27 protein-coding genes are annotated in these 25715 nt (G+C 46.4%); 7 read left to right on the top strand and 20 right to left on the bottom strand.

Features of this window, described 5'->3' with window-relative positions; genetic code table 11:
* Window positions 1-1041, top strand: a complete 1041-nt coding sequence (locus MHH50_RS10410; RefSeq protein WP_076184364.1) for a M42 family metallopeptidase — start codon at window positions 1-3, stop codon at window positions 1039-1041.
* Window positions 1025-1855, top strand: a complete 831-nt coding sequence (locus MHH50_RS10405; protein ID WP_076184353.1) for a hypothetical protein — start codon at window positions 1025-1027, stop codon at window positions 1853-1855. Before MHH50_RS10410 ends, MHH50_RS10405 begins: the two co-directional genes overlap by 17 nt.
* 354 nt (window positions 1856-2209) lie before the next feature.
* On the opposite strand, the gene MHH50_RS10400 is transcribed toward MHH50_RS10405, so the two are convergent.
* The 10 genes from MHH50_RS10400 to hemE form a co-directional block, all read right to left on the bottom strand.
* Window positions 2210-2695, bottom strand: coding sequence for a tetratricopeptide repeat protein (locus MHH50_RS10400; protein WP_249267663.1), 486 nt, complete (start codon window positions 2693-2695; stop codon window positions 2210-2212).
* A 42-nt stretch (window positions 2696-2737) separates the two neighbouring features.
* On the bottom strand, window positions 2738-4672 hold the full coding sequence (locus MHH50_RS10395) for an ABC-F family ATP-binding cassette domain-containing protein (protein ID WP_340034278.1): 1935 nt from the start codon (window positions 4670-4672) through the stop codon (window positions 2738-2740).
* Window positions 4673-4759: 87 nt separating this feature from the next.
* The gene (locus tag MHH50_RS10390; protein ID WP_076191334.1) at window positions 4760-5329 is read right to left on the bottom strand and encodes a TetR/AcrR family transcriptional regulator; all 570 of its coding nucleotides are present in this window, start codon (window positions 5327-5329) and stop codon (window positions 4760-4762) included.
* A gap of 44 nt (window positions 5330-5373) precedes the next feature.
* Window positions 5374-6177, bottom strand: coding sequence for a DUF92 domain-containing protein (locus MHH50_RS10385; RefSeq protein ID WP_036689254.1), 804 nt, complete (start codon window positions 6175-6177; stop codon window positions 5374-5376).
* Window positions 6178-6199: 22 nt separating this feature from the next.
* On the bottom strand, window positions 6200-6823 hold the full coding sequence (locus MHH50_RS10380; protein WP_036689251.1) for a fumarylacetoacetate hydrolase family protein: 624 nt from the start codon (window positions 6821-6823) through the stop codon (window positions 6200-6202).
* Between the two features lie 36 nt (window positions 6824-6859).
* On the bottom strand, window positions 6860-7594 hold the full coding sequence (locus tag MHH50_RS10375) for a glycerophosphodiester phosphodiesterase family protein (RefSeq protein WP_254847631.1): 735 nt from the start codon (window positions 7592-7594) through the stop codon (window positions 6860-6862).
* A gap of 18 nt (window positions 7595-7612) precedes the next feature.
* Complete coding sequence (locus MHH50_RS10370; RefSeq protein ID WP_076278636.1) at window positions 7613-9010, bottom strand: CapA family protein; 1398 nt, start codon at window positions 9008-9010, stop codon at window positions 7613-7615.
* Window positions 9011-9172: 162 nt separating this feature from the next.
* On the bottom strand, window positions 9173-10597 hold the full coding sequence (hemG, locus tag MHH50_RS10365; protein ID WP_340034277.1) for a protoporphyrinogen oxidase: 1425 nt from the start codon (window positions 10595-10597) through the stop codon (window positions 9173-9175).
* Window positions 10594-11550 carry a ferrochelatase gene (gene hemH, locus MHH50_RS10360; RefSeq protein WP_076191329.1) on the bottom strand — a complete coding sequence of 319 codons (957 nt, stop codon included), beginning with the start codon at window positions 11548-11550 and terminating at the stop codon, window positions 10594-10596. The genes hemG and hemH overlap by 4 nt, the downstream gene beginning before the upstream one ends.
* A 54-nt stretch (window positions 11551-11604) precedes the next feature.
* Window positions 11605-12666, bottom strand: a complete 1062-nt coding sequence (gene hemE / locus MHH50_RS10355) for a uroporphyrinogen decarboxylase (RefSeq protein WP_339190451.1) — start codon at window positions 12664-12666, stop codon at window positions 11605-11607.
* Between the two features lie 230 nt (window positions 12667-12896).
* Here hemE and MHH50_RS10350 point away from each other — a divergent pair, with 230 nt between their 5' ends.
* Window positions 12897-14117: an MFS transporter gene (locus MHH50_RS10350; protein ID WP_076278632.1), complete on the top strand. Its 1221-nt coding sequence runs from the start codon at window positions 12897-12899 to the stop codon at window positions 14115-14117.
* 4 nt (window positions 14118-14121) lie between these two features.
* Here the strand turns inward: MHH50_RS10350 and MHH50_RS10345 are convergent, their stop codons facing one another.
* Window positions 14122-14751, bottom strand: coding sequence for an O-methyltransferase (locus tag MHH50_RS10345; RefSeq protein ID WP_076278631.1), 630 nt, complete (start codon window positions 14749-14751; stop codon window positions 14122-14124).
* A 202-nt stretch (window positions 14752-14953) separates the two neighbouring features.
* Between MHH50_RS10345 and MHH50_RS10340 the strand changes: the two genes are divergently transcribed.
* From MHH50_RS10340 to MHH50_RS10330, 3 genes are all read left to right on the top strand, one after another.
* Window positions 14954-16093, top strand: a complete 1140-nt coding sequence (locus tag MHH50_RS10340) for a class I SAM-dependent RNA methyltransferase (RefSeq protein ID WP_340034276.1) — start codon at window positions 14954-14956, stop codon at window positions 16091-16093.
* A 205-nt stretch (window positions 16094-16298) separates the two neighbouring features.
* Window positions 16299-18338, top strand: a complete 2040-nt coding sequence (locus tag MHH50_RS10335) for an LTA synthase family protein (protein ID WP_340034275.1) — start codon at window positions 16299-16301, stop codon at window positions 18336-18338.
* Between the two features lie 418 nt (window positions 18339-18756).
* Entirely contained in the window at window positions 18757-18921 is a 165-nt protein-coding gene (locus MHH50_RS10330) for a hypothetical protein (protein WP_175617317.1), read from the top strand.
* Window positions 18922-18934: 13 nt separating this feature from the next.
* On the opposite strand, the gene MHH50_RS10325 is transcribed toward MHH50_RS10330, so the two are convergent.
* The 9 genes from MHH50_RS10325 to MHH50_RS10285 all read right to left on the bottom strand — a co-directional run bounded on the left by MHH50_RS10325 (window position 18935) and on the right by MHH50_RS10285 (window position 24820).
* Window positions 18935-19174: a DUF1450 domain-containing protein gene (locus MHH50_RS10325; protein ID WP_036689224.1), complete on the bottom strand. Its 240-nt coding sequence runs from the start codon at window positions 19172-19174 to the stop codon at window positions 18935-18937.
* A 41-nt stretch (window positions 19175-19215) separates the two neighbouring features.
* Entirely contained in the window at window positions 19216-19518 is a 303-nt protein-coding gene (locus tag MHH50_RS10320) for a heme biosynthesis protein HemY (RefSeq protein WP_036689223.1), read from the bottom strand.
* Window positions 19519-19639: 121 nt separating this feature from the next.
* Window positions 19640-19894 carry a hypothetical protein gene (locus tag MHH50_RS10315; protein WP_076125091.1) on the bottom strand — a complete coding sequence of 85 codons (255 nt, stop codon included), beginning with the start codon at window positions 19892-19894 and terminating at the stop codon, window positions 19640-19642.
* A gap of 110 nt (window positions 19895-20004) precedes the next feature.
* Window positions 20005-21213, bottom strand: a complete 1209-nt coding sequence (locus tag MHH50_RS10310; RefSeq protein ID WP_340034274.1) for a M14 family metallopeptidase — start codon at window positions 21211-21213, stop codon at window positions 20005-20007.
* Window positions 21214-21519: 306 nt separating this feature from the next.
* Complete coding sequence (racE, locus tag MHH50_RS10305; RefSeq protein ID WP_339191165.1) at window positions 21520-22326, bottom strand: glutamate racemase; 807 nt, start codon at window positions 22324-22326, stop codon at window positions 21520-21522.
* A gap of 254 nt (window positions 22327-22580) precedes the next feature.
* The gene (locus MHH50_RS10300; protein WP_076125087.1) at window positions 22581-23060 is read right to left on the bottom strand and encodes a YtxH domain-containing protein; all 480 of its coding nucleotides are present in this window, start codon (window positions 23058-23060) and stop codon (window positions 22581-22583) included.
* 100 nt (window positions 23061-23160) lie between these two features.
* Window positions 23161-23826: a metalloregulator ArsR/SmtB family transcription factor gene (locus MHH50_RS10295; RefSeq protein ID WP_076184345.1), complete on the bottom strand. Its 666-nt coding sequence runs from the start codon at window positions 23824-23826 to the stop codon at window positions 23161-23163.
* A gap of 58 nt (window positions 23827-23884) precedes the next feature.
* Window positions 23885-24325, bottom strand: coding sequence for a HepT-like ribonuclease domain-containing protein (locus MHH50_RS10290; RefSeq protein ID WP_076125085.1), 441 nt, complete (start codon window positions 24323-24325; stop codon window positions 23885-23887).
* 207 nt (window positions 24326-24532) lie between these two features.
* Complete coding sequence (locus MHH50_RS10285) at window positions 24533-24820, bottom strand: Dabb family protein (protein WP_036689213.1); 288 nt, start codon at window positions 24818-24820, stop codon at window positions 24533-24535.
* Between the two features lie 164 nt (window positions 24821-24984).
* Here MHH50_RS10285 and MHH50_RS10280 point away from each other — a divergent pair, with 164 nt between their 5' ends.
* Window positions 24985-25569 (top strand): helix-turn-helix transcriptional regulator, encoded by a 585-nt coding sequence (locus tag MHH50_RS10280; protein WP_036679391.1) that lies wholly within the window; start codon window positions 24985-24987, stop codon window positions 25567-25569.
* Window positions 25570-25715 lie beyond the last annotated feature (146 nt).

Genomic DNA, 25715 nt, shown 5'->3' with positions numbered 1-25715 from the left:
ATTACCATTCAACCTAATGAAGACTACATACTTTCCATCCTAAAAAAATTACTCGACACCCCCAGCCCAAGCGGTTTCACCGCACAGGTAATGACACTAGTTGCTGAAGAAGCAGCTGCGCTGAACGTACCTTTAAGCTGGAATGAAAAAGGCGGCGTAATTCTTAACGTCCCTGGCCTAGATCCCTCTCGTACTATTGGCATCAGCGCTCACGTGGATACACTTGGTGCCATGGTCCGCTCGATTAAAGCTAATGGTACACTGCGTCTGACCTCTGTGGGTGGCTTCGCCATGCACAGCATTGAGAATGAATACTGCACGATCCATACCCGTAGCGGCAAAACTTATACAGGAACCATCTTAACCAGCCATCCATCTGTTCACGTATATCCAGACGCTCGTGACTTCAAACGATCAGAGGAGAACATGGAAGTACGTATTGATGAGCTGGTATCTTCTAAAGAAGACGTACTCAAGCTTGGCATTTCCGTCGGAGATTTCATTTCTTTCGATGCACGTGCAGTGATTACGCCTAGCGGCTACATTAAATCCCGTCATTTAGATGACAAAGCAAGCGTGGCTGCCCTTCTCGGATTGCTGGAAAGTATTAAACGTGAAGGCTGGAAACCTCTCCACAACCTTTCTTTCCTCATCTCTAACTACGAGGAAGTGGGACATGGTACAGCTTGGATTCCTGGTGAAATCAATGAAATGATTGCCGTCGATATGGGCGCCATGGGTGATGATCTCAGCTGTAAAGAAACCGATGTATCCATCTGTGCTAAAGACTCTTCCGGCCCTTACGATTATGTTATGACAGGTCGTTTGATTGAACTGGCAGAAGCACTCGCAATTCCTTATGCCGTTGATATTTATCCTATGTACGGCTCCGATGCTTCCGCAGCGCTCAGAGGCGGAAACAATATCCGTGCAGCATTGATTGGCCCAGGTGTACATGCCTCCCACTCCATGGAACGTACGCATAAGCAAGCTGTAGTGAACACTGCTAAGCTTCTCGCTGCTTATGTGGGGACAAACTGAGGGTAGCTCTGGCAAGCTGAACCAGCTCTGGAGGCGCAGACAGGGACTTATCGTCTCACTTCTGGTGTTATTGATAGTGGGGTTAGCGCTATCGTTGTTTCTGGTATTTAGAAATCATAAGGAAGATCCCTTTAAAGGTCTTCCTCACGCCTATAGCTTTTTGGAAACAGTGAGTACAGATAACGTGCAGCTCTATATGATGTCACTTTCACCTGAGGATATTAAGCTCAGGGCCGCGGGTGTCCCTTTACGGCAAGTTAATGCATATGGGATTAACGGTGGTTTTTTCTATCAAGATGCGCTTTTATCCATGGCTATCATGAATGATACTCCAGTCAACGGAGCCCAGAAGGGTTATGGGTCTGGCTGGTTCAATGCTAAATACGCACGTGGAACCCTTGTCTGGGATGGTGCCAGCCGTAGCTTCTCCGTACAGGTTGTCTCTTCTGGAGAAGAATTGAAGATTACTGATCGCCAGCATTATTTTGCGCAAGGTGGCATTAGTATGAATCTGGGACACGAAGACTTATGGGAAGCGGCAGTAGCTGAAGAGCATCTTCCTTACGCTGATGAGAAACGCCTGCGCTCAGGCATGGTGTATGACAACACAGGAAAGCTCTGGCTGATTGTTACCCCAACGCTCTCAACAGCGGCAGAGTTCCGTTCAGCGATCCTCCAGACAGTTCCTGCTAAGGGTCTGGAAGGCATCTTCTTGGACGGAGATGGCTCTTCCCAGATGAATGCGAAGGAAATCATTGTACCCGGCGATTCTCGGTCTGTAGTACAAATGATTGCTGTGGACGGAACGAAATAAATAAGTAGAAAAATAAAAGAGTAGAATTCTCCAATTAGTGGAGGATCCTACTCTTTTTTTGTTTATTGGTGGTTCACTTGTTCTTCAACAGACACTGCCGGAATTTCCGGTGGTCATCACTTTCGGCTGGTGCTTACGGACCCAGAAGGCGTTATTCGCAAATTATTAGCCTTTGGAGCATTCTTTCGGACCCAAGCGACGTTATTCACGCAAAAAAGGAACGTATTGGGTGCTTTTAGTGTCAATAGCGACTGTGGTGTCCGTTAACATTCCAAATGGGTTATAATGCTGCGTTTAAGGTCAGCTGTGTCCGGGTAGTGATTTGTAAGAATCACTGTGATTTAAAAGCCAGCCTCAATCCCAGACTTGCTCCAGTTTATCTGAATAATAAGAAATGGCCTTACTGTAACTTCTTATCCCTTCATCCGCAGAGGTTTCTGCCAACAGCTTAAGCAGCAGTTCCATCGCTTGACTATGCTCTCCAAGATTGTGCAAGGTCATGGCTAGGAACGCCGGAAATTCCTTATTCTCCGGGTACTCCTGAACAGCCTGCATCAGAAGACCTTTTGACTTCTCGTATTCTCCGAGTGTCCGGTAGGTGCTGCCCAGTCCCAATAGAGCGCCAACTCTCTGCTCAGAAGGTAATCCTAACGCCAAGCTTTTCTCATAAAAGGGTACTGCCGCCCGCTCCAAACCCAGCACATCATGCGTCCAGGCCAATTGATATAGAAGTTCAGCGTCCCCAGCATTCTGCTCATATAGCTCAAACAGCATCATTTTGGCTTCTTCCGCTTTACCAGCGTTGCGTAGGGCTACGGCAGCTTTAAGTTTATCTTCCACACAGAGCCCTCCCCTATTTTCATTCAAAGCCATCCAACGGGTTTAAGCCTTACCAGCGATTTTCTCCGCAAGCTCGTTCAGATAGGTCCAGCGTTCCATAAGACGCTCCAGCTCTGCTTCGGCTAGGCGTTGCTCCTCTACTAGCTCCTGCAGCCTTCCAGAGTCAGCAAAAGCCGCCTCCATCTGTACACTAATATCCGTCAAATGTTGCTCTGCAAGCTCAATTTGCTCATCAATGCCCTCATATTCACGCTGTTCCTTGAAGCTGAATTTGAGTTTTGTTTTGGGAGCCGTTGAAGCTGCAGGGTTGCTGGCAGTGTCCGCGGCCTCTTTTTGCTTTGAGCTTCCTTCTTTGTTCGGTTCTCCAATGCGTGACGGTACATTTTTGGCCAGCCATTCTTCATATTCCGTATAATCGCCAACGTGAATCCGGATATCGCCATTTTCAAAAGCAATCAGCTTATCTATCGTACGGTCCAAGAAATAACGGTCATGGGATACGGTAAAGACGACACCCGGAAATTCATCCAGATAATCTTCCAAAACAGCCAATGTGCCGATATCCAAATCGTTCGTAGGTTCATCCAAAAGCAATACGTTAGGAGCTCCCATCAATACACGAAGCAGATACAAGCGTCTTTTTTCGCCACCAGACAGCTTGGAGATCGGTGTCCACTGCATCGCAGGAGGGAACAAGAAGCGTTCCAGCATTTGACCAGCCGTAATCACACTGCCGTCTGCTGTCCGTATCACTTCTGCTTCTTCCTTCACGTATTCAATGGCACGCATACTGTCATCCATATCCTGATGCTCTTGTGTAAAGTAACCAAGCTTAACCGTAGCGCCAAGCTGAACTTCACCTTTATCGGGTTGCAGCTGACCTGCAATCATATTTAAGAGTGTGGATTTGCCGCTGCCGTTCGGGCCGACGATGCCCACTCTATCCTGGGGTACAGCGATATAGCTGAGATCTTTGATTAGCTGACGACCATCCAACGCTTTCGACAGGTCATTAATTTCAATGATCTTGCGACCTAAACGTGTAGAAGCCACAGAGATATCCAATGAACCGTTCGAGCTGCTTCCCGTACTCTCTTTCAGCTTCTCGAAGCGGTCGATTCTTGCCTTCTGTTTTGTTGAACGGGCTTTGGCACCGCGACGAATCCAAGCCAGCTCTGTACGCAACAGATTCTTACGCTTCTGTTCGGCAGAGGCTTCTCGTTCTTCTCGATCGGCTTTAAGCTCTAGAAACCGTGAATAGTTAGCTTCATAACGATAAAGCTGGCCACCATCTAGCTCTAGCATGACACTAGCCACACGCTCCAGGAAGTAACGATCATGCGTCACCATCAAAAGAGCGCCGCGCCGTTTCTGCAAATATTGCTCCAACCAAGCCACGGAATCCGTATCAATATGGTTCGTAGGCTCATCAAGAATCAGCAGTTCAGAGGGGGTAATCAGTGCAGCTGCCAGAGCCACACGTTTACGTTGTCCACCAGAAAGTGTGTCCATTAACGCATCAAACTTTAAGATGCCTAGCTTGGTAAGCACGCTTTTGGCTTCACTCTCCAAATGCCATGTTCCCGCAGCGTCGATCGCCTGCCCAATCTTTACTAGTTTTCCTTCCAGTTCAGCATTACCAGGCTGCTGTTCAAGCTGGGACATAGTCTCCATATACTCACGCATGGTAGCAAGGTCTGGATCATCCCCGGCGAACACTTGCTGCAAAACTGTATTCATAGGATCATAAGGAGGATTCTGCGCCAAATATTGTACTCTTACATTATTCCCGATGGCAATTTGTCCACCATCCGGAGTATCCAGACCGGCAATAATCCGTAAAAAGGTTGATTTACCCGTTCCATTCACACCGATCAAGCCAATTTTATCCCGATCGTCCATACCAAATGAAGCGTCGCTAAAGAGTACTTTCTCGCCATAACTCTTGGAAAGATGTTCCACGGTCATAATATTCATGCTATTTCCTCGCTTGCCTTATATTTTCATAAAACCGGCCCGCATCTAACCAATGCTATTTATCCGGTCTATCATCCTATCCAAAATTCAGGTGATCATGGCCCCTCTAATAAAAAGACCAGCAGCGAAATCAGCGCGTTTATACGCGTCCTCCTCCGTAAAAGACGGATCAAATAAAATATCCATCTTCAAACGATCCAGCATCCCTATGTAGGACTGTGCCATAAGCTCAGGCTCGGATGCTCCACCTTCTAATAATACCTTGACCACATCTTGCATGTATTGCTCCATAAATTGAGTCATATACGCCACTAATTCAGGATTATTGTTAGGGGCACGGAAAAAGAGCTTCGTATGCCGCTTGCGTTCATAATAATAATTCAAGTGATGTTTAGCAATGATCGAAAGTTTACCGGCCAAAGTATCACTAGCCTTCAGTCTTTCCTGTAATTGCAGGAGAAACCCCTCACAATCGCGGCGCGTCACTGCCATGAATAAATCTTCCTTGCTCTTGAAGTATAAATAAACGGTGCCCTTTGCTATCCCGGCTTGCTCCGCCACTTCCGACATCTTCGTTTCGTAAAATCCACCTGAACCGAAGAGCTCGTATGCGGCATCCAGAATAGCAGTATGTTTTTGATTGGATGCGCTACTCATCGGTCCCTCCCTAAACTGTGCCATTCAAAGCTTAAATTCAAATGCTAAATGATCATGCTCAGCAGTAAGGCTGCCGCACCTCCTAGGATAGAGCTGATGGCATTGACTGCGTCATTGCTCATCCACTTCCAGCCTCTTGCGTGTACAGCTGGAGCCCCACAATGCTGTGAGCCTTCCACTTCGCGGCCGCATACGGTACAGCGGTTCATCTGCTGCACGGTTGCACCAAGGATAGAGTCGGCAAAGGCGCCGACTAATCCTCCGGCAAGTCCTGCTAGGGTAAGCAGCACGAAAGAGTGATCCGGCATGCCGGATATCATACGCAGCAGCCAAGCTGACGCACCGATGAGTGCGCCTCCTGCCGCCGCCGCCAGCGTACCCAAGCTGGATACACCACCCGAAGCTCCGGCAGGAAGAACTTTACCCGTAAGGACAGAACGAGGCGGTTTCTTGCTCAGTGTTCCGATCTCCGTAGCCCATGTATCCGAGGTTACTGTAGCCATTACACCAATAAATAGGAACCCCCATAGCTCATGCGGGAAGATCGCATTCAGAAGAACCAGAACCATGCCAAGTCCACCGTTAGCAAAGACCTGCCCGGCATCGCGGCGGCCCGTCTTAGCATACGTCAGCTCTAATTCTGCTTTATTATCATGATGAAGTTTGGACAGCAGGCTTGAAGTGATGAAGAAGATCAGCAATATCCCAAACCAAAAAGCATTTCCGGCACCAAAATAAATAGTGCCCATCACTACCGCGGCAATCATGCCAGAGAGACTTAAAGACTGCTTCCAATATGCCGCTCCCGCAACAATCAAAGCGCCTAAAGCGCCAATAACCCACTGCATAGATTCATCTCCAACAGATCTATTAACCGATCAGGCAAGTCCCCATCAGCTTGTCGCCCCAGTACAGCTCGAAAGCGTCGCCAGCTACAGTAGGACCCACTCCTGCCGGAGTACCTGTAAATATCACATCGTCTTTCCCTAACCCGTAGCGCTCCGCGATAAAATCAACAATTTTTTGAAGTGAAAAAATCATGTTTTTAACATTGCCGCGTTGTACTTCCACCCCATTTTTCACCACTGTAAAATCAGTTCCCTCCAGCTCTTCCTTATCTGGAAACGCTATGTAAGGGGTGAGTGGTGCGGCATTTTTAAAGCCTTTAGCTGGCGTCCACGGCAAACCTTTCTTCTGCAGATCATTATGCACATCACGCAGCGTGAAATCCAGTCCCAGTGCCATAACATCTACCAGATCCTCCACGCTCATGCCTGGTGTATAATCACGTGCAATACGCAGTACAAGTTCACCTTCATAATGAATCTGACCCGCATCCTTTGGCAGCTTAATTACTGCTTTATCGAGGGAAACAGCCGCATGTGAGGGCTTCATGAAGATGAGCGGCTCCACGGGCACATTGTTACCCAATTCCTCCGCGTGTAGCTTGTAGTTGCGTCCAACACAATATAGATTATTAACAGCAGCGCACATAAACAGTCAGCTCTCTTTCCCATCGATTTGGATTATTTATACCTTCAGAAAGGTGTCGCCCCATATATCCGGGCGGTTTGTACAGATCATTATATCAGAATGCATGTCGGCTAAGCGACGCATCTCTTTCGCTTTGTTCACAGTCCAAGCCATAATTTCCACCCCACGCTCGGACAAAAGCTTAGCCAGTCTAGGATTCAGACGCGAGAAGCTAATCGAAAGTAAAGAGCAATCCAGTTCATGCAGCCTGCGTGCAGGATTGCCAAATCTGGAATCAAAGATCAATCCGGTACGAAAACGGGGATCAATTTCCTTGACTTTTTTTAATGCTCCAGTATCAAAAGAGGTCAAGATCACGTCGTCCCGCATACCTTTTGCAGAAATAAGATCCGTCACCGTCTTCTCAATGCCAGGATACATATCTCCCACTGTTTTCAGTTCAATATTCAGACGCAATCTTCCAGAGGCTAGTGACAGCACCTCTTCCAAAGAAGGCACCCGCTCGCCCTGAAAAACACGCCCTTTCCAGCTCCCCGCATCCAGACGCCGGATATATTCCCAGTCCATGTTCTTTACCTTGCCATGACCATTGGTCGTCCGGTCCAACGTATAATCATGAATGACAACAGGAACGCCGTCTTTGGAGAGCTGGACATCAATTTCCATCCAGTGCACAAAGGGCATGGCAATCGCCATCCGAATGGCTGCCAATGTATTCTCTGGAGCTTTACCGGAAAACCCTCGATGGGCTACACACAAATTGTTCATCATAAGGACCTCCCAGGAACCCTATTTGGTAACTTGAGTGACTTTACCGTCGCTGCCGATCTTTACCCGTCCTGCGGATAGAGCTTCTACTCTTTTTAACAAGAGCTTTCCATCCACTTCGTTCATTGGCACAGGCTGTGCTAGCTCGGCTTTCATAGGCTTCAGCTTTAAGGAGCATTGACCTTTTACACTACATTCCGCCTGAAAAACCGCAGTTTCCCAAGTGGCAGGCACTGTAGATCTCGTAAAAATAAAATTCCCGGTGCTGTAGGCAATCCATTTGCCCTTGTATGGCTCCACGCCTTGCAACACATGTGGATGGCCGCCAATGACAAGATCGGCTCCTGCATCGATAAAGCTATGGCCCAGCGACTGTTGCGTTTTATCGTATTGTTCTACCCGTTCTTTACCCCAATGGACCACTACGACCACCAAATCGGCTTTCTTTTTGGCTGCAGCAATAGCCTTCAGTCCTTCTGCACTATCGTATACGGAGGCAAGTCCCGGCTTATTTTTCCCTGCCATCCAATCCGACGCAGGAATCACCCGGGTGAATCCCAGCAAAGCGATCTTAATGCCCTTACGTTCAAAATATTGCGCCGAATATGCTTCTTTACTGTTAAGCCCCGCACCCACATAAGGAATTCCTCTTTCAGCAAGGTGGTTAAGGGTATCCCGCAAGCCTTGCTCTCCTTGATCAAGCGTGTGATTATTCGCCATATTTACTGCGTCCACACCCGCTGACTTAAGCGCATCCAGAGCGAGTGGTGATCCTTTGAATACAAATTGCTTATTAGTGGCACTTACGCCACCTGTGGTCACTGGAGTTTCCAGATTCAAGATCGTAAGATCATCTTTCTTGAACAGACCCTCCAATGCGGCATACGAATAATCATAACCTTTCTTCTCCAGCAGTTCTCCAGCTTTCCCGGAAAATATAACATCTCCACCAAAATTCAAAGTTACCGTCTTACCAGACGCGTTATCATCTGACGGCAGACCAGACACTGCATCATTATTTGCTGCTTCCGAGCTGTCCTCATCCTTCGCAGGGGTCGCTGTCGCTTCAGGAGCTTGTGTTTCAATAATCTCTTCAGGCTCCTCCTGCGGTGTAGGCGTTGGCTCTGGAGTTGCCGTAGGAGAAGGGCTTGGCGTCTCTGTAGCTTCAGGCGTTGCAACTGCAACCACCGGAGATGCTGTCTGAGGCTGATCACTACTCTCTGGTATAGGCGTAGCTGTCGCTTCTGCTACCGGAGGCGGTGAGGCGCTTTTCTTGTCAGGGTCATTCGTAAAGCTATAAGTCAATAACACGGTAATCATCAAAAGAAGACCTGCATTGATCCAAGCCCAGGCCGTTCTGCGCTTGCGTTTGCTCTTATGTTTGTTCTTTTGTCTAGAACGCGATCGCGGCGGATACATGGTTTCTGTGATCTCCTCTACTCTCAAATTGTTTTTATTATAGCATATCTATCACAGCACCCTACAAATAAGAGAGTCGATAGAAATAGAAAATTTTACTAACTAAAGAAAAACAGTGAAGCGCCTCATGCTTCGCTTCACTGTTTTATTTAGTCATCGTACTCACATTTCATTCATTAGCTGTTTAGCAACGCTTTCCGCAATAAGCTTGGACTGCTTGATGCAATCCGGCATTGCTATGCCATTAAATCCGGCGCCAATGACATACACACCAGGAAGCGAAGCCGCTAATTCTTTGCGGAATTCGGTAATATTATCAAGATGTCCTATAGGATACTGCGGCATGGAATGCTCTAAGCGGGTGATTTCCGTAAATATTGGTTTCGCAGTAATGCCCATGATCTCTCGTAAATCTTTAAGCACAAGCTCCGTCAAAGCCTCATCAGGCAGCTGAACATTCTGTTCATCACCAGAACGACCCACATAACAGCGCAAAAGCACCTTATCATCAGGAGCCGTATGCGGCCATTTCGTAGATGTCCATGTGCAGGCAGTAATATTTCGCCCTTCTTTACGAGGCACAAAAAAACCTGATCCATCATATTCGTTAACAATATCCTTTTTGTTAAAAGCCATGACTAGATTCGCTACTGAAACATAATCCACCGCTTCCAGCGCCGTAACCTCCATATGGGGACGAAGTAAGTCAGCAGCCGAAAAATTAGGTGTAGTGATATATACATCATCCGCAAGCAACCGTTCGCCATTCTCCAGCTCTACCTCATAAATAGAAGGACTCCCAACAGCCTGAATAGAAACTACGTTAGATTCCGTCCGTTGTTCAACATCATGCAGCTCATAAATCAGACTATGCACGAGGCTTTGCAGCCCTTTGCGGAACGTCAAGAAGGTACTCTGTGTAGTACCTTCCTGTGCCTTTTTATTCTTTCGCCCTGTGCGCATTCCACGAATAAGGCTGCCATACTGTTGTTCTAATTGTCCAAATTGCGGAAAAGTAGCATGCAGGCTAATTTTTTGTATATCTCCGGCGTACATGCCAGAGAGGAGTGGCTCGGTTAAGTTCTCCAGCACTTCAGACCCTAGACGGCGCTCAATAAGCTCACCAAGCGATTCGTCTTCATCATTACGCCGCGGAGGAAGAATAAAATCCATCATCGCACGTATTTTGCCCCCAAACGAAACTAACCCACTTGATAAAAAAGGTTTCAGTTCGGTAGGGATACCGAGTACAAGACCGTTTGGCAAAGGATTAAGCTTGTCCCGCTGCAAGATATATCGCTTCTTAGCAAGAGGGTTAGTGGATACCAGCTCGTGATCCAATTCCAATTCCTTAGCCAGCTCGCACATCTCCGCCCTTTCCGCCAGAAATGAATCCGGTCCCTTTTCAATCACAAAACCATCGCGATGTAAGGTTTCAATCTTTCCACCGAGGTTTTTCTCTTTCTCAAGCAAAACAATATCAGGCTTAATACCCGCTTCTTTATAAAATTTACGAATATAAAAGGCGGCGCTGAGTCCGCTCAGCCCTCCGCCTATGATAACAATTTTTCTTGTGGGGCCAATCATGATTGAGCGGCCTTCATCTGCTCCAGTCGTTTACGAATTACATCGCTCAATACAGACATATATGCGGGATCACTATTCAGTGAGTCAATCCGCATAAGACGCATATCAAGCTCTGCAGCTACGGCTGTTGCCTCAATATCGAGATCGTACAGTACCTCTAAATGATCGGATACGAATCCGATAGGGGCCACCAATACGTATTCCACCTGTTCTTTACTAAGCTGTTGCAGCGTGTCCAGAATATCTGGACCAAGCCACGGTTCAGCTGTGCGGCCAGCACTTTGCCAAGTAAACTGCCAGTTGGTTATGCCTGCTTGAGCTGCAATTGCCTGCGAAGTTTCCAGCAGCTGATCCCGATATGGATCACCCATAGCCAGAATACGTTCTGGAAGACTATGAGCGCTGAATAATACGCGAATCTCATCACGGGTCGCACCTGCTTCAATATATTGATCCAGCTTCGCCGACACTCTTTGGCTTAACACATCGATCAATTCAGGATGCATATGGTAACTCTCCACAAAACCCATGTCAATCTTGCATGCATCAGCCTTTTCCTGCGCACGCTTGATGTAGCTCCCTACACTCATACTGGAATAGTGTGGCGCCAAAACAATACCCACTGCTTGAGTAATGCCATCCTTCGCCATAGCCTCCACGCCGTCCTCAATAAAGGGACTGGCATGCTTCAAGCCTTGATAGCAGACAAATTCAACATCTGCTCCCGCTTTATCCGCATTTAATGCTGCTTGTAAAGCTTCTACTTGCCGGTCTGTATTCTCCCGCAGTGGGAATACCCCCCCGACGATTGCTTCATAACGGTCGGTTAACTCTTTAAGCTGCTCCGCTGTTGGCGGATTCCCCCGTCTAATATGCGTGTAATAAGCTTTAACATCTTCTAGGCTCTTAGGAGTGCCATACGACATGACGAGAACACCTATTTTTACTGTCACGGATTCCGTCCCCTTTACAATTTAATAGCGTGGAACATATAAATTCTTATATTTTTACGAACGCTGCTTAGCCGTTTCTTGTAATACTTCCTGAGAATAAGTGTGAATATACTCCGTCAATTCTCTAAGTTTGTCTAATGAGGCCTCCGGGAATAATCCATGGCCCAGATTGAAGATATAACCTGGCTCAAGCACACCTTCATCGATCAGTGCTTTCGCGCGTTCTTTCAAGAGGTCCATCGGAGCTGTAAGCAAATATGGATCAAGATTTCCTTGAATCGCAAATTTATTGCCTATTCTGCGTCGGCCTTCAGTCAAGCTAACTCGCCAATCCAGCCCGATTACGTCTGCTTGAAGCTTCGTAAGACTTGGCAGTAATTCTCCAGAGCTTACGCCAGGAAAGTATATTTTAGGTACATCAAGATCAGATAATTCGGAAAAAATACGAGAAACCGTCGGCAGCACGTATGTTTCAAAATCGCGTGGAGCAAGCGCACCAACCCAACTGTCGAACAATTGGAAGGCTTTGCCTCCACTCCGCACATGACTTCGGAGGTAAGTGATAATCATATCGCCCAGCTTGTCCATCAGCATTTCCCAGACACGGGGTTCACTGTACATTAGCTCTTTCGTACGGATATATCCTTTGGAAGGTCTACCTTCGATCAAATAGCTGGCAATTGTAAACGGCGCGCCTGCAAAAGTGATCAAAGGAACGTCCAGTTCCTTATCCAGAATAGCAATCGTTTCCAAAATGTGGCTCAGATCACCCTCCACATCAATGGGTTTTAGTCTCTCCACATCAGCTGCACTACGGATCGGATTCTCAATCACTGGACCGATATCCTTAACGATATCGAATTTCACTCCGATTGAAGCAACTGGATTCATAATGTCGGAATACAAAATGGCCGCATCCACACCCAGCTTGCGAACGGGCATCATGGTTACTTCTGCCGCCAGCTCAGGCTGCTTGCAGATTTCAAGCAACGAATACTTTTCCTTAATTTTACGGTACTCGGGATCATAACGGCCGGCCTGCCGCATGTACCATACGGGAACGTGCTCCGTGTCCTGCTTTCTGCAGGCGCGGATAAAAGTGTCATTGTAGGTCATGATAAGATCTCCATTATATTTTATTAGATTTTTTAATCGGCATATCTACTATTATGCCCTTTTTAAAAGCTTGTAACAACTAATACGAAGAGTTTGGAATGACAATCCTATGACATTACTATGACATGTGTTGCACACATGAAGCTGCAAAAAATGATATACTGATAAAATGGCATTTTTTCCGTGAATCATATATTCTCTGAAATTCTTTGAAAGGATGTGAAAGCACTATGAAGAAATGGGAGACCTGGAAGGTCAACCTCTTAGTGCTTTGGTTCGGGCAATTTTTGGTGAATGCTGGAATGACAATGATTACACCCTTCCTGACCTTGTACCTTGCGAAGGATCTTGGTGTCCAGGGTGAACATGAAATTGGAATCTGGGCGGGACTTATTTTTGCCGCAAACTTCTTAACCTCTTTCATATTCCAGCCATTATGGGGCAAGCTTGCAGACAAATATGGACGCAAAATCATGTTGCTGCGTTCCAGCTTTGGGATGGCTATTGTCATGGTATTAATGGGCTTCGCACAATCCCCTTTACAGCTGCTCCTGCTCCGTCTCTTAAACGGTACAATCTCTGGCTTCAATCCCGCCTCCATCGCACTGGTGTCAGGTACTACCCCCAAAGAACGTATGGGCTTCTCCATGGGATTGATGCAATCAGGATCTGTAGCAGGGACAATTCTAGGGCCACTGATTGGTGGCTTACTTGCCGATTTAATCGGATTTCGGCCGATTTTTTATGTCGTTGGAGCCTTGCTCTTTATCGCCTCTCTGCTGGCATTATTTCTTGTTAAAGAAAAATTCGACCGCGCCGAAGCCGCACAAGAGCCACAGGTTTCTGTACTCGCAGGCTTGAAGGAATTAATCAAAATCCCTCAGCTTCCAGCTCTATTCGGTGTAACCTTTCTGCTGCAATTTGCAATGATTAGTCCTATGGCCTTGTTGCCACTTTATGTAGAAAAATTAAATGGACCCGCTGAGAATATAGCTTTCTTGGCCGGGATGGTCAGTGCCGTTACAGGGATCTCCAATATGCTGGCTTCTCCCTTGCTTGGGAAGCTAAGTGACAAAGTCGGCGCACATCGTATTCTGACCTATGCGTTAATTGGCGCTTCACTCTTCCTAATTCCGCAGGCATTCGTAACTAGCGTCTGGCAGCTGATTATAGTCCGTTTCCTAATGGGAGTCTTCATGGGCGGACTGTTGCCCAGCGTTAATGCGCTTATCCGCTCCTATACCCCTGACGGAAAAGAAAGCCGCGCATTCGGCTTCAACAGCAGTACATTGGCGCTAGGCAATATGCTGGGAGCTATCTTGGGCGGCTTTCTATCAGGTTACATCGGAATTGAGGGGCTCTTCATTATATCCGGCTGCTTGCTGCTGGTTAATACGATTTGGGTTCGATTAAAGCTGTACAAAGTAACTGCACCGCGGTTATTTCGCTAATCAGTTATTTGACCATCGCTAGTGCCAGTCCATCATAGGCAGGCAGGCATGTACTGATAAGACGTTCATCCGTGGCGATCATCTCATTGAAGTGGCGCACAGCCAGGATGGCAGGACCATTTCTATCTGTATTTAGGGTCCGTCCACGGAGAAAAATATTATCACCCGCAATGATCGCTCCTGGATTGGCCAGCTTGATGGCATATTCCAAGTAGTTAGTGTAGTTCAACTTATCTGCGTCAATGAAAAAGAAATCGAACCTAGCGCCCTCTGCTTCCAGTGCCTTCAGGCTGTCCATTGCGGGTCCTATTCTATACTCCGTAGTATCGCCGAAGCCTGCCAGCTCTAAATTACGTTGGGCAAGCTCGGCATAGTCGGCTCTCAGCTCTAGCGAAGTCAGTGTGCCACTTTCAGAGAAACCGCGGGACAAGCAAATTCCGCTGTAACCGCCAAGTGCGCCAATTTCCAAAATACGCTTAGAGCGAGACAGTCTAACTAGCATGGTGAGCAGTCTTCCGTACCCTGGCTCGACAGACACCGGCGGCATGCCTGCTTGGACGATTGCTTCTTTTACTCGAAGCAGAATTTCGTCCTCTGTATAAAGTTGTTCACTGTATTCTTCTTGCGTAAGCATAAAGATTCTCCTTTGAGGATCCCCCGTTTGCTCATAGTAAGGGATGACGGGGAACATTTTATGATTTATGGAATGCCGGGCATTGTGAAGTGTCCCACATTCCCCTATACTTGTATGGATGCTTTAAAGGACGACAATGCCGTCTCTTCTTATTGTACTGGCTTTTTGTATTTATCTACAAGTTAAACGGAGTTGAGAGTATTTGAGCAAATTACAATTAATCGCTACTGCCCCTATGGGTTTAGAAGCTGTGGTAGCGCGCGAATTAAACGAACTGGGTTATGAGACCAAGGTCGAGAACGGACGAGTATTATTCAGCGGTGATTACATCGATATCTGTCGCTGTAACTTGTGGCTGCGTACATCTGACCGCGTATTGGTTAAAATGGGCCAATTCCCTGCTAAAACCTTTGACGAGTTATTCGAAGGGGTTAAAGCGTTGCCTTGGGAAGACTGGATTCCAGAGAATGGAGAATTCCCGGTTGAAGGACGGTCCCATAAATCACAACTAACGAGTGTACCCGCTTGCCAAGGGATTGTCAAAAAAGCCATCGTCGAGAAGCTGAAGCTTTCGTATCATACAGACTGGTTCCCGGAGAACGGTCCTCGATATGTGATCGAAGTGATTTTATTAAATGACATCGCTTTGATCACATTAGATACCACAGGACCCGCGCTTCACAAACGGGGTTACCGCAGACATGCAACAGAGGCTCCACTGAAGGAAACAATGGCTGCTGCACTAATCCAGCTTAGCCGCTGGAATGGCCATCGGCCGCTTTTCGATCCATGTTGTGGTTCGGGAACACTGTTAATTGAAGCTGCCATGATCGCTTGGAATATCGCTCCAGGACTACGCCGCTCATTTCCATCTGAACATTGGCCAGTCATCCCCAAACATCTTTGGGAAGAGGCTCGCGAAGAAGCTTTCGATGCGGTGCGCGATGATTATCCTTTGCAATTAACAGGTACGGACATCGATCCAGAAGCGATTGAAATTGCTGAAGCTGCCGCCAAGAGTGCTGGACTGTCCGGAGAAATTACCTTCAAAGTGATGGCTGCTGCCAAAGCAAGACCTGAAGGAGAATATGGTTGTATCATTACCAACCCTCCCTATGGAGAACGGATCAGTAATGACAAAGAAGTGGAAAAGCTGACCCGCCAGTTTGGTGAAATGATGATATATCTGCCAACATGGTCATTTTTTGCGATCACCCCATACAAGGAATTCGAACAATTTTACGGTCGTAAGGCAGACAAACGCCGCAAACTGTATAACGGACGTATCGAGTGTCAATATTATCAATACTTGGGTCCACTTCCACCTAGAAATCCGAAATAATTAGGATCACCATTGCTTTGAATGCAGAACGGACATCTACCTCGTATGAGGAGGGTGTCCGTTTTTCTCCGAGTATAAGACTGTTTTAGTTTAGCGCCTATAACTTTTCGCTCATATATTTCTATGAGAAACGTTTATCATCTGAAAAAGACAACAACATTGTTTATTCTGGTTTTATTTATTTTCTGTGTTAGGAGGTTTTATAATGTCTGACTTTCCATCAATTCGGAGCAACAGAACCGTAACAAGTACAATAGCTGCTGTGATTCGCTCCCGATATATCGGTTATCTCCTTTTTCTTGGCATCATGCTGGCCAAGTTATTATTTCTGCATAGTGGGCTGCATGCTCCCAATATAGATATGAACCGGCAGGACAAATGGATTGCTGTAGGTTCAGTCATGTTATTGTCTTTTTGGACCCTGTGGCTTCCCCGCCGGGGACAGACGATAGCGTTGTTAAGTATAAACTTGCTTCTGACACTGCTTATTTATTCGGATATCGTCTACTATCGTTATTTTCAGGATTTTATCACGGTACCCGTATTGTTTCAGGCTGGACAGATGGATGCGCTTGGTGGAAGTATCTTCGCCCTACTGCGTCCTTCCGATCTTTATTTGTTCGCTGACTGGCTTCTGCTTATTGCCTATGGAATCGGAATAGGGTTCTACCACCGGAAAACCCATACATACTTTTCTAATGCCGCCCCTCGCCGTTATGGGCAATCTCACTCTTATTCTCAAAACGGTTATTCCCGCCGCTCTTCACGCCTGAGCAAGATGCTAAAAAGAAGCGTGAATGGCATCGTTGCTCTGGCGCTAGGTTGCGCGCTGACCTTTGGCCCTATCCACACCTATGCTACTACCTGGGCTAAAGATCTATTCACTGGCAACTGGTGGAGTCTGGCGATGTATAACGTAACCGGACTAATCGGTTTTCACGGTTATGATATTTACTTATATGCTAAAGATCATCTAGGTCCGCAGCCCGAGCTTTCGCAAGAAGAAGCCACCTCAATGCAGCTCTGGTTCAATGAACAAAACACTGAGCAAAATGCCAATAATGACAGCTTTGGAAAATACAGCGGAAGCAACATCGTTGTTATTCAAGCTGAAGCTTTTATGAACTTTGTAGTTGGACGCTCAATATCCGGCCAGGAGATCACGCCTAATCTGAACGCTCTAATCAAAGAAAACACCTATTTCAGCAACTACTACCATCAGACCTCACAAGGCCGAACTTCCGATGCGGATTTCACGTCCAACGCTTCCCTGTACCCGCTGGTCTCCGGCTCGGTATTTGTCCGTTACCCGGATCATCAGTTTGACACGCTGCCTGCTATTTTGAAATCAAAGGGCTACAGTACCAATGCTTTTCATGCGTACGAAGGCAGCTTCTGGAATCGGCAGATTATGTATAACGCGATAGGTTATGACCATTTTTATAACAAAAAAGACTATACAATAGACGAACCTCTAGGCTGGTCTCTGGGTGACAAATCCTTTTTGCGGCAATCCCTCGATATTATGGACACTTCAGAAACGATAAAGCAGCCTTTTTATTCATTTTTGACTACACTATCCAGCCATCATCCTTATTCTCTCCCTGCAGATAAACAAGGGCTTGATACTGGAGAGTTCAAGGGCACGATCTTCGGAGATTATTTGCAGGCTGTTCACTATACGGATGAAGCTTTAGGGGAAATGGTCAAAGAGATGAAGCAGCGTGGGCTGTGGGATAATACCATTGTTGCTTTCTATGGAGATCATGATAATTCGATCCAGGAGACCTCTTATTACGAACAATTTCTCGGCAAAAGCCTTAGCGCACTCGATATGCAGCAAATAATGCATCAGGTACCCTTGCTCATTCATCTGCCAGGCTCTAACGCCTCTGTCCTAGATTCAGCTCCAGCTGGTCAGTTGGATCTTACACCTTCCTTGCTCCATTTGCTGGGGATCTCACGTGATCCTTATTATCTCATGGGCAATAATCTGTTTAGCGGGCATGAGCGTCTTGTAACGCTGCGATCCGGTGCCTATGCCGATGCAAAGCTTTCTTATCTCCCCAGCGAAAATGGGCAATTTGCCAGCGGAACCTGTTATAGTCTCGAAAGCCGGGAAGCCGTTGACGTAGGGGAGTGCAGCATCGGGTATGAGACCAGCAAGCTCCGCCTACAGATCTCCGACGATATCATGAAATATGATGGAATCAAGAAGCTCAAGAACACACAATCTGCACCTTAAGCTTACATCCGGGTAAACGAAGAGACTGCCCAAAAAACTATCGAAAAGGGCTGCTGCGATATCCTCTCTATGTTGGACATTTACCACTTGATCGTTGTTGGAAGCACGTTTGGTTTTCCGACTTAGATACGTAAAGTATCTCACTAACGGACACAGCTGACCCTAAACGCAGCATTATCCGAGATTTGGAATGCTAACGGACTCCAGAGCAGCTATTAGCCTAGAAAACGCCGATATGAGCCTCTTTTTAAGGAATAGCGTCACTGGGGTCCGAAATCTTGCTTTAAAGGCTAAAAACAGGCAAATAACGTCATCTGAGTCCGTAACCCCTGTGGGATGGTTGAATGATAGGATGGTGGGCTCGATGAGACGGTGAGATGGTGGGCTCGATGAGACGGTGAGATGGTGGGACGATGAGATGATGAGACGGAGAAATGATGGGATGATGGGCACGATTGAAGTAAGCCGTCAATGGCCAGAAAACGCAGAGCAGCGATCCTCCAAATTAACAGGAGAATCGCTGCTCTGTTTACTTTTACTTATTCTGAGAATGAAGAGGGATCGACCCTATTATCTTAGTTGATAAGAACTCAGTATTATTTCTGAACGGAGGGCTGTTTGATAAAAGCTTCCGCTTTCTTCAACACTTCATCCTCCGTTGGAGCACTCACATAACGACCATTCACATAAACAAAAGCCCGTTTGCCACATGGACCGCAGTACGACTTGCAGCCGACCTTGATCTCGGCATCAGGTGCCATTTTTTGCAGCTTTGGGATAATACTTTTCAACTTCATGAAATTACATTCATCGCACACTTGTATTTCGTTAGCCATGGAGCAACCCTTCTTTGTGTTCGAAATTTACAGGCGAGTGTTTAGTGATCGCCGTGATTACCTTTAGAGGGATTCGTAATGACAAAACCTTCTTGTGGAAGATACAAATAATCAACGACCACGCCATCAAGGAGTGGTTGGCTCGGATCAAGAATAACATCGATTTCCTTATCTGTCGATACTACAACATCGTTCTCTTTAGGCGTGTCCAAGTCCAGTCCGTAGTGAGCATGATCACCGTGTGCATGTGTAATTGCTACGCGCAGCTTCAACTCACTGTTTCCTTCCAGCTCCATTTGTTTCTTTATCACTTTAGCCGCATTACGGGTAATTTTGACCTTCATCTATATTCCATCTCCTAGTCCGAAAATTAAATACTCAATTACTTATTTTAAAGGTAAATGACATCTAAAAGCAACTATATTGGCTAATTAGCTCTGAAGTTCTTGTCGAAAATGTGCGGTGCTATCCTTCACCCTGCTGAAGGGTAGGATATTTCCGGCCCATTCGTGACACGAACCAGCCCATTAGCAGCATGGTCACTCCAATATCATCGATCGGAATAAATGGCATGAAGTCCGGCAAGACCCAATAGAGCAATACTGGAATTGTAAATAACAGCTTGTCCCCCATTGCTACTTTAGGGGAGCGGATGTATTGCCAGGAGCTACTGAAGATATGGGACCATTGTTTTAGTGACAGTATTTTTTTCAGTTTCATGGTGACCCTCCTCCCAAGTAAAAAGGATACAGCCGCGGATAACGTGTAGTGACGACAGCGGCCATACCCTATGGTTTATTTTACGCAAGTTTACTGCAAATGTTTCATAATTATTTCACATTGGAAAGGAGCGTTGCTAATATAAGTCCTGTTTCCAGGGCCATATCTTCAAAATCTGCTAGTGGCAGCGGATTTTTGCCAATCCCAAGCTCCACAGTAAATCCAGGTTTGCGGAAGGTCTGAATAAACCAATCCTTATATCCGGCATCACTTCCCGTCAGCTCCACTGCCCGGTAACTGCTCGCAACTGCCAGCTGCGCGGCTAATTCACGGCTCTCGGGAGGCTCATACCCCCGGTAGTTCCAATAAATCTCTCCTCCTTGGCTATGCAGAGACACTGCAGCTTCGCCAGGCGCTTCCTCAGCCAGGGCTGCCAGAGCAGCTGCTTCAGGCTCACTCAGCGGCTCAGGGCCGCTGTAATCCCGAGGTGAGGGCTGCCTTACTCCCCGACGTTCCCGCTCCTCTTCCCAATGAGCGGGAAATTGATCCCCAAGATCCACACCGCGGATGTTAGCTTTCCAATGCCGGAAGCTGCTTCGTCCACCATTCCATCTCATGAGGTCATCATAAAACGGATGGTCAGGCAAAACCCCTTCCTGAACCAGCTCCACACCATCTGGATTAGCCATAGGCACGACCCATAATGTCCAGTTTTGGAACCAAACCTCAGGGTTATGTCCATTCCATTCCAAGCCTTCAGCATAAGCTGCCGCATACTCCTCTATGAAGGACATCAAGCATGGCGAAGTCAGCCATTCATTGGCATGCAAAGCGGCGTTAACATGCAGATGACGAGTGCCGTTCCCGATCTTGAGTACATGGAGTGGCTTGCCGAGTACGCTCGTGCCTATTGTGGCTGCTTGTATAAACGGGTATTGGACAAGCAAGCTGTCAATGTCACTCTCAACATCAGCCGGACCGTACTCCCCGCGCAGAAACACTACGCGGTCTGGAATCGGGGGTGGAATGACAAGTATTTTCCCAGGTGTACAGCAGCGCCCTGAGGTCACACCAGGATTAAGCTTCTCCAAATCCTCTAAATTCACTTTAAATAATGAGGTTATGCGTTCTGGAGTGTCCCCTTCCTGCACAGCATACCTTTTACGCGGCGAAGATGGCAGAAATAAAACCTGGCCTGGGTATAAATAAGACTGCCTCCCAACCCATGGATTACCTTGAATAACATGCTCAGGAGTTAATCCATGTAGAGCGGCAATTCGGCTTACGGTATCTCCCCTGTTTGCAATATATTGTCGCATTAGGTCTCATCCTCTCGGCCTTAAATTGCTGATACAGCAATACAAAAACAGCGGCATACAGCACTTAACTCTATTGTATGCAAGCGCCACTACCCGGCATGAAGGAGAAATGAATCACAAGAAAAAACAACGTCATCGCCCTTTATAGATGGCAACCATTTCTCATGAAAATAAGGATATTACAGATCCGCAGCGTATAAATGCTTATATTTCAAAAAAACAGACTGGGAAATGTGCTTTCCCAGTCTGTTTTTCTTTTTACACTCCCATGGAGTTTGTCCCTATTCAATTCAACATTGCTCCTGCTTATAACGTGGATACTTGCCACACTACTGGAGTACGTCTAATTTGTTCTCCAAGCCAGTCTCGCGCGATGCTTTGAAACATCTCAGCATCACCGCTGCAGAAGAACTGATGAATTGGACTTTCATCGCCGATGGACAGCTTGCCTTTGTCATATAAAATTGTGCTGATCTCACGAGCGGTCTCATCTGCAGAACTGATCAGCTTGACTCCTGATCCCATAGTCTCACCAATGGGTTCTACAAGAAATGGATAATGAGTGCATCCTAAAATTAAAGTATCGATGTTAGTGTCTTTAATGCCTTCGAGTGCCTCTTCTACGATATCGTAACTTTTCTCTGAGCGGAACTTGCCTTGCTCGACAAGTGGGACAAGCGCTGGACAGGCTTGACTTACAACCTCAACATAAGGGGACAACTGCTTTAATGCGTTAGTATAAGCTCCGCTGTTGATGGTTCCTACCGTACCGATCACGCCGACATGTCCGCTTTTGGTTGCGCTAATTGCTGCGCGTGCTCCGGGATGAATCACCCCAATTACAGGGATGGAGACCTTGGCTGAGATATAATCGAGTGCCGCAGCTGTTGCGGTATTACAAGCGATAACGATCATTTTAGGATTAAACTGGATCAAATAATCTACAATTTGTTCAGTAAACAGTTGTACTTCCTCGGTCGAACGGGGTCCGTACGGAGCTCGGGCAGTATCTCCGAAATAAATGATCTTCTCCCGCGGGAGTTGCCTCATCACTTCTTTGACAACTGTTAACCCTCCCACACCTGAGTCTAATATTGCTATAGCTTGCTGCACGAACACACCGCTTCCTTCTACTTGTTTTGTGTAGCTTATGTAAGGTGAAAACAAAATGTACCTGGCTTTCAGCCCCAATTGCAGATATTACTCCTTTTGCCCTCTTAGTTCAAGACTAGTCTTCTTCCATCATTTAGCAAGCGGGGGTAAACTAATTAAAAAAGCCACCCTCCGCCCAATGCGAAAAGCGGCTCTATTATAAGAGAATGAGTACTCTTTTACCACTGAAACAGAGGATTTAAACCACGGTCCCATTATAGAATTTCTTTATCAACCTTGTCATCTTGAACGACTTCTTCAAGGCTAACTTCTTCGCTTACATCTTCACTTATAGTGGCCTCAACCCACTCAGTTTCCATTTCCAAAGTAGCAGCAGCCTCTTCAACAGCTTCTACAGCGTCAACTGCTTCTACAGCATCTTCTGTAGCAATACCGCTTACAGTTACTGTGATTTTTTCTTCTTCATCAACAGCATTCGCACATGATTTGCTCCATTCCCGAACTTCATGCACTACATGCCCAATCGAATCTTTTGCTTTGTCATAAATCTCAATGCTCTTGTCTCCGGCTTGAACAGCAATTTCTTGAACCTTCTCAATACCAGCGGCAGTTCCTTCCGCAATATCCTTGCGCAGCTCTTTACCTGGTTTAGGTGCGAACAGCAATGCTGTCACCGATCCAACCACACTGCCGACTAAAGCGCCCCATAATAAGCCTTTGGTGTCCTTTTTCATCGTTTCATCTCTCCTTTAAATTCATTGCTCCCCGCTCTACCGGGCTAATGCCTATATCTGCTATATCATAAGCAGCAGGGGATTGTCTTGTGACTAATTATTATAACTTTTCAGAAGTTTTGTCTGTAACATTTTTGGGTACGATAGCGTAGCGGCAGCAATGGCCGCCCTCTGCCATACATTCATTACGTGTGACCTTAGCATCCAGCAATTCTTCGAAAAGACTATGCTCACATTGGCAAGCCTTACGATACTGGGTAGCCACTTGGCGAATCGGGCAATTGTACTCCTTTATGACATATGAGCCATCCTCTTCGCGGTTCCATTCTGCCATATATCCACCGGCATTTTGGATGGAAGATAATTCGGCGACGCGTTCTTCCAAATTCCGCCGTTCCATCATCGGAGCATACTGAGCGAGCATCCGGCGGCGGCGTCCTTCAAATAATGTATTAACAGCATCCAGTCCACTGCCGTAATCCAATTCACGCAGAAGCTCCAAAGCCAAGTTGTGATAACTTTTTGGAAAATATTCTTCGGCTCTCTCCGTTAATGAGTACATATGTAAAGGCCGCCCCATCGCTTGCCGGACCACTTTTGTCTTTGCAAGCCCTTCTTGCTCCAGCTGAAGCACATGACGACGGACACCCATCTCTGTAATTCCCAATTCTTCTGCCAGCGCGCCGATGGTCAGTGTTCCTTTCGTCTTCAGGAGCGTCATAATCATTTGTCTTGTCGATCCGTTTTCCTGCCCCATCTTCATCATAAAGGAACCCCTCTCTTTCACGGCTATCGCCTATTCTATGTGATTCTATCCTATGCTATTATAGCGGTACACTGGCTCCAAGCTCCTGGTCCAAATATTTCCGTACCTCAACGGCAAACTGCTCAAGTACTTCCGAAAGAATGGGGGTAAGTGGATGCAGATCACCTCTCTCCCAGGCATAATAATCCTGAACGAGTGGCTTACGCAGAGCAACTAATTCTATCAATCTCTCATAAATCACACTTTGACCTAGCACTTTCTCTTCATGAATAATAGAAATTATATCCTCATAACTTCCAGCATCACGCATAATAAACCCGTCAATGAGACAGCTACCAACGTCTGTTACAACCTCTATTGCCAGATGGAGGCAGCGTTCCTGTATTAGTCCAGTTAATGTTGTACCATCCCAGGAAGCTGCTACAGTCCGAAGACCAGCGGTAATATCAGGGATTTGAGCAAGAATGGTTTCGATTTGATTGCGGTTGACATAATACACAGCAATACCCCCATGTCTATAATTGTTAGAGAACCGTCCTAATCTCTACTTACCGCGTTTGCCACGGCGTTTCAGCCAGAAGAACATTACGAAACATGCTCCGAGAAAAACGACTAAATAAGTTAACGCTTCCATTGGATACTCAAGCTCACGCATTCCTGTCACCGCTTCCGGTATAAAATGATGATACTATATTCAAGCAGCAGCTTAAATTTCGTAATCTACAGCAATCGAGAGCTCTTTGACTTCATTAATGTGAGCAATAACTTCTTTATGCGCCGGATGAACCTGATACGCCTGTAAATCCTCTAGAGAAGCCACTTCTGTGACTAGAGCAATATCAAAGGAACGATCGGAATGAATGATGTCAGCACCCACCTCGATGGAGAGAAGCTGCGGGATCTTACCTTCCATATTACGCAGTACTGCTACCGTTGCCGCTACGCTTTCTTCGGACCGATCTTTTAATTTGAAAAACACAATATGTTTGATCATTCTATATCGCTCCCTAATGTAATATTGTAATTAGATATTAAAAATATATCATAAGCGTAGCTGTTCTGAAAGAAACTTAAACGGTGTTGTCAGAAATAGCAGCATTAACCATTGCCGATATACCAGAAAGTGTTGTAGTATATTTTTAAAAAATCGGAGGAATTATGCCTAATAACCAACAAGAAACTCATAATATCCAGGCGTGGTCTCTGATCAATCGCAAATACCTTGGACAAGGCGTTCGAGTCAAAAGATTTCGCCGTCCAAAGCGCAGCCAGATTAGAAACCGTGTGCTGCTTGCTGTATTGATGGCTAAGGATATCAAGCTGTCACGACTCGCAGAAGAGCTTGGTATATCCTCACGCAGTGTAAGCGCTTGGGTATACGAAGGTCGTATCCCTTCCAACAATAACATTGACAAGACCTGCCGCCTATTGGGGTACCCACCCCACATTCTGTTCAATGAAGCGTTGATTCGTCAAAGCCCCATTGTATGTCAGCCTACACCTTCACGTTTTATGAAAAGAAGTATTACCAGTTCACCGCGCAGCAATGTTATCCTGACCGGACTTTGTATGGTTTACGATTTCTCAGTAACGGATGTAAGTATCTGGATAGGCGTCCATCCTGGAACATTTCGAAAATGGCTCCACAACAGCCATCTGCCGACCCCTGCTCTGCAGGAAAAAGCCGAAGCTTTCTTTCGGATTCCACGCCATATTCTATTTGCAGACTGCGGAACGCTCTAATACAATCCTCTCACAAAACACGTCTAACACAGCCCTTCTTCAAGAAATCATGAGAAGGGTTATTTGCCATACCTTTTTTTCTTAAAAAGAGGTCATACTACTGTGTGTAAATATATTGTGTAGTACTAAAGAACGGGTCAGGAGGC

It is taken from the genome of Paenibacillus sp. FSL H3-0302, assembly GCF_037982245.1.
In the GTDB taxonomy this organism is placed as follows: Bacteria; Bacillota; Bacilli; order Paenibacillales; family Paenibacillaceae; genus Paenibacillus_AQ; species Paenibacillus_AQ odorifer.
The sequence above is the reverse complement of the archived record's forward strand: the minus strand, read 5'-3'. Positions and strand labels throughout refer to the sequence as shown.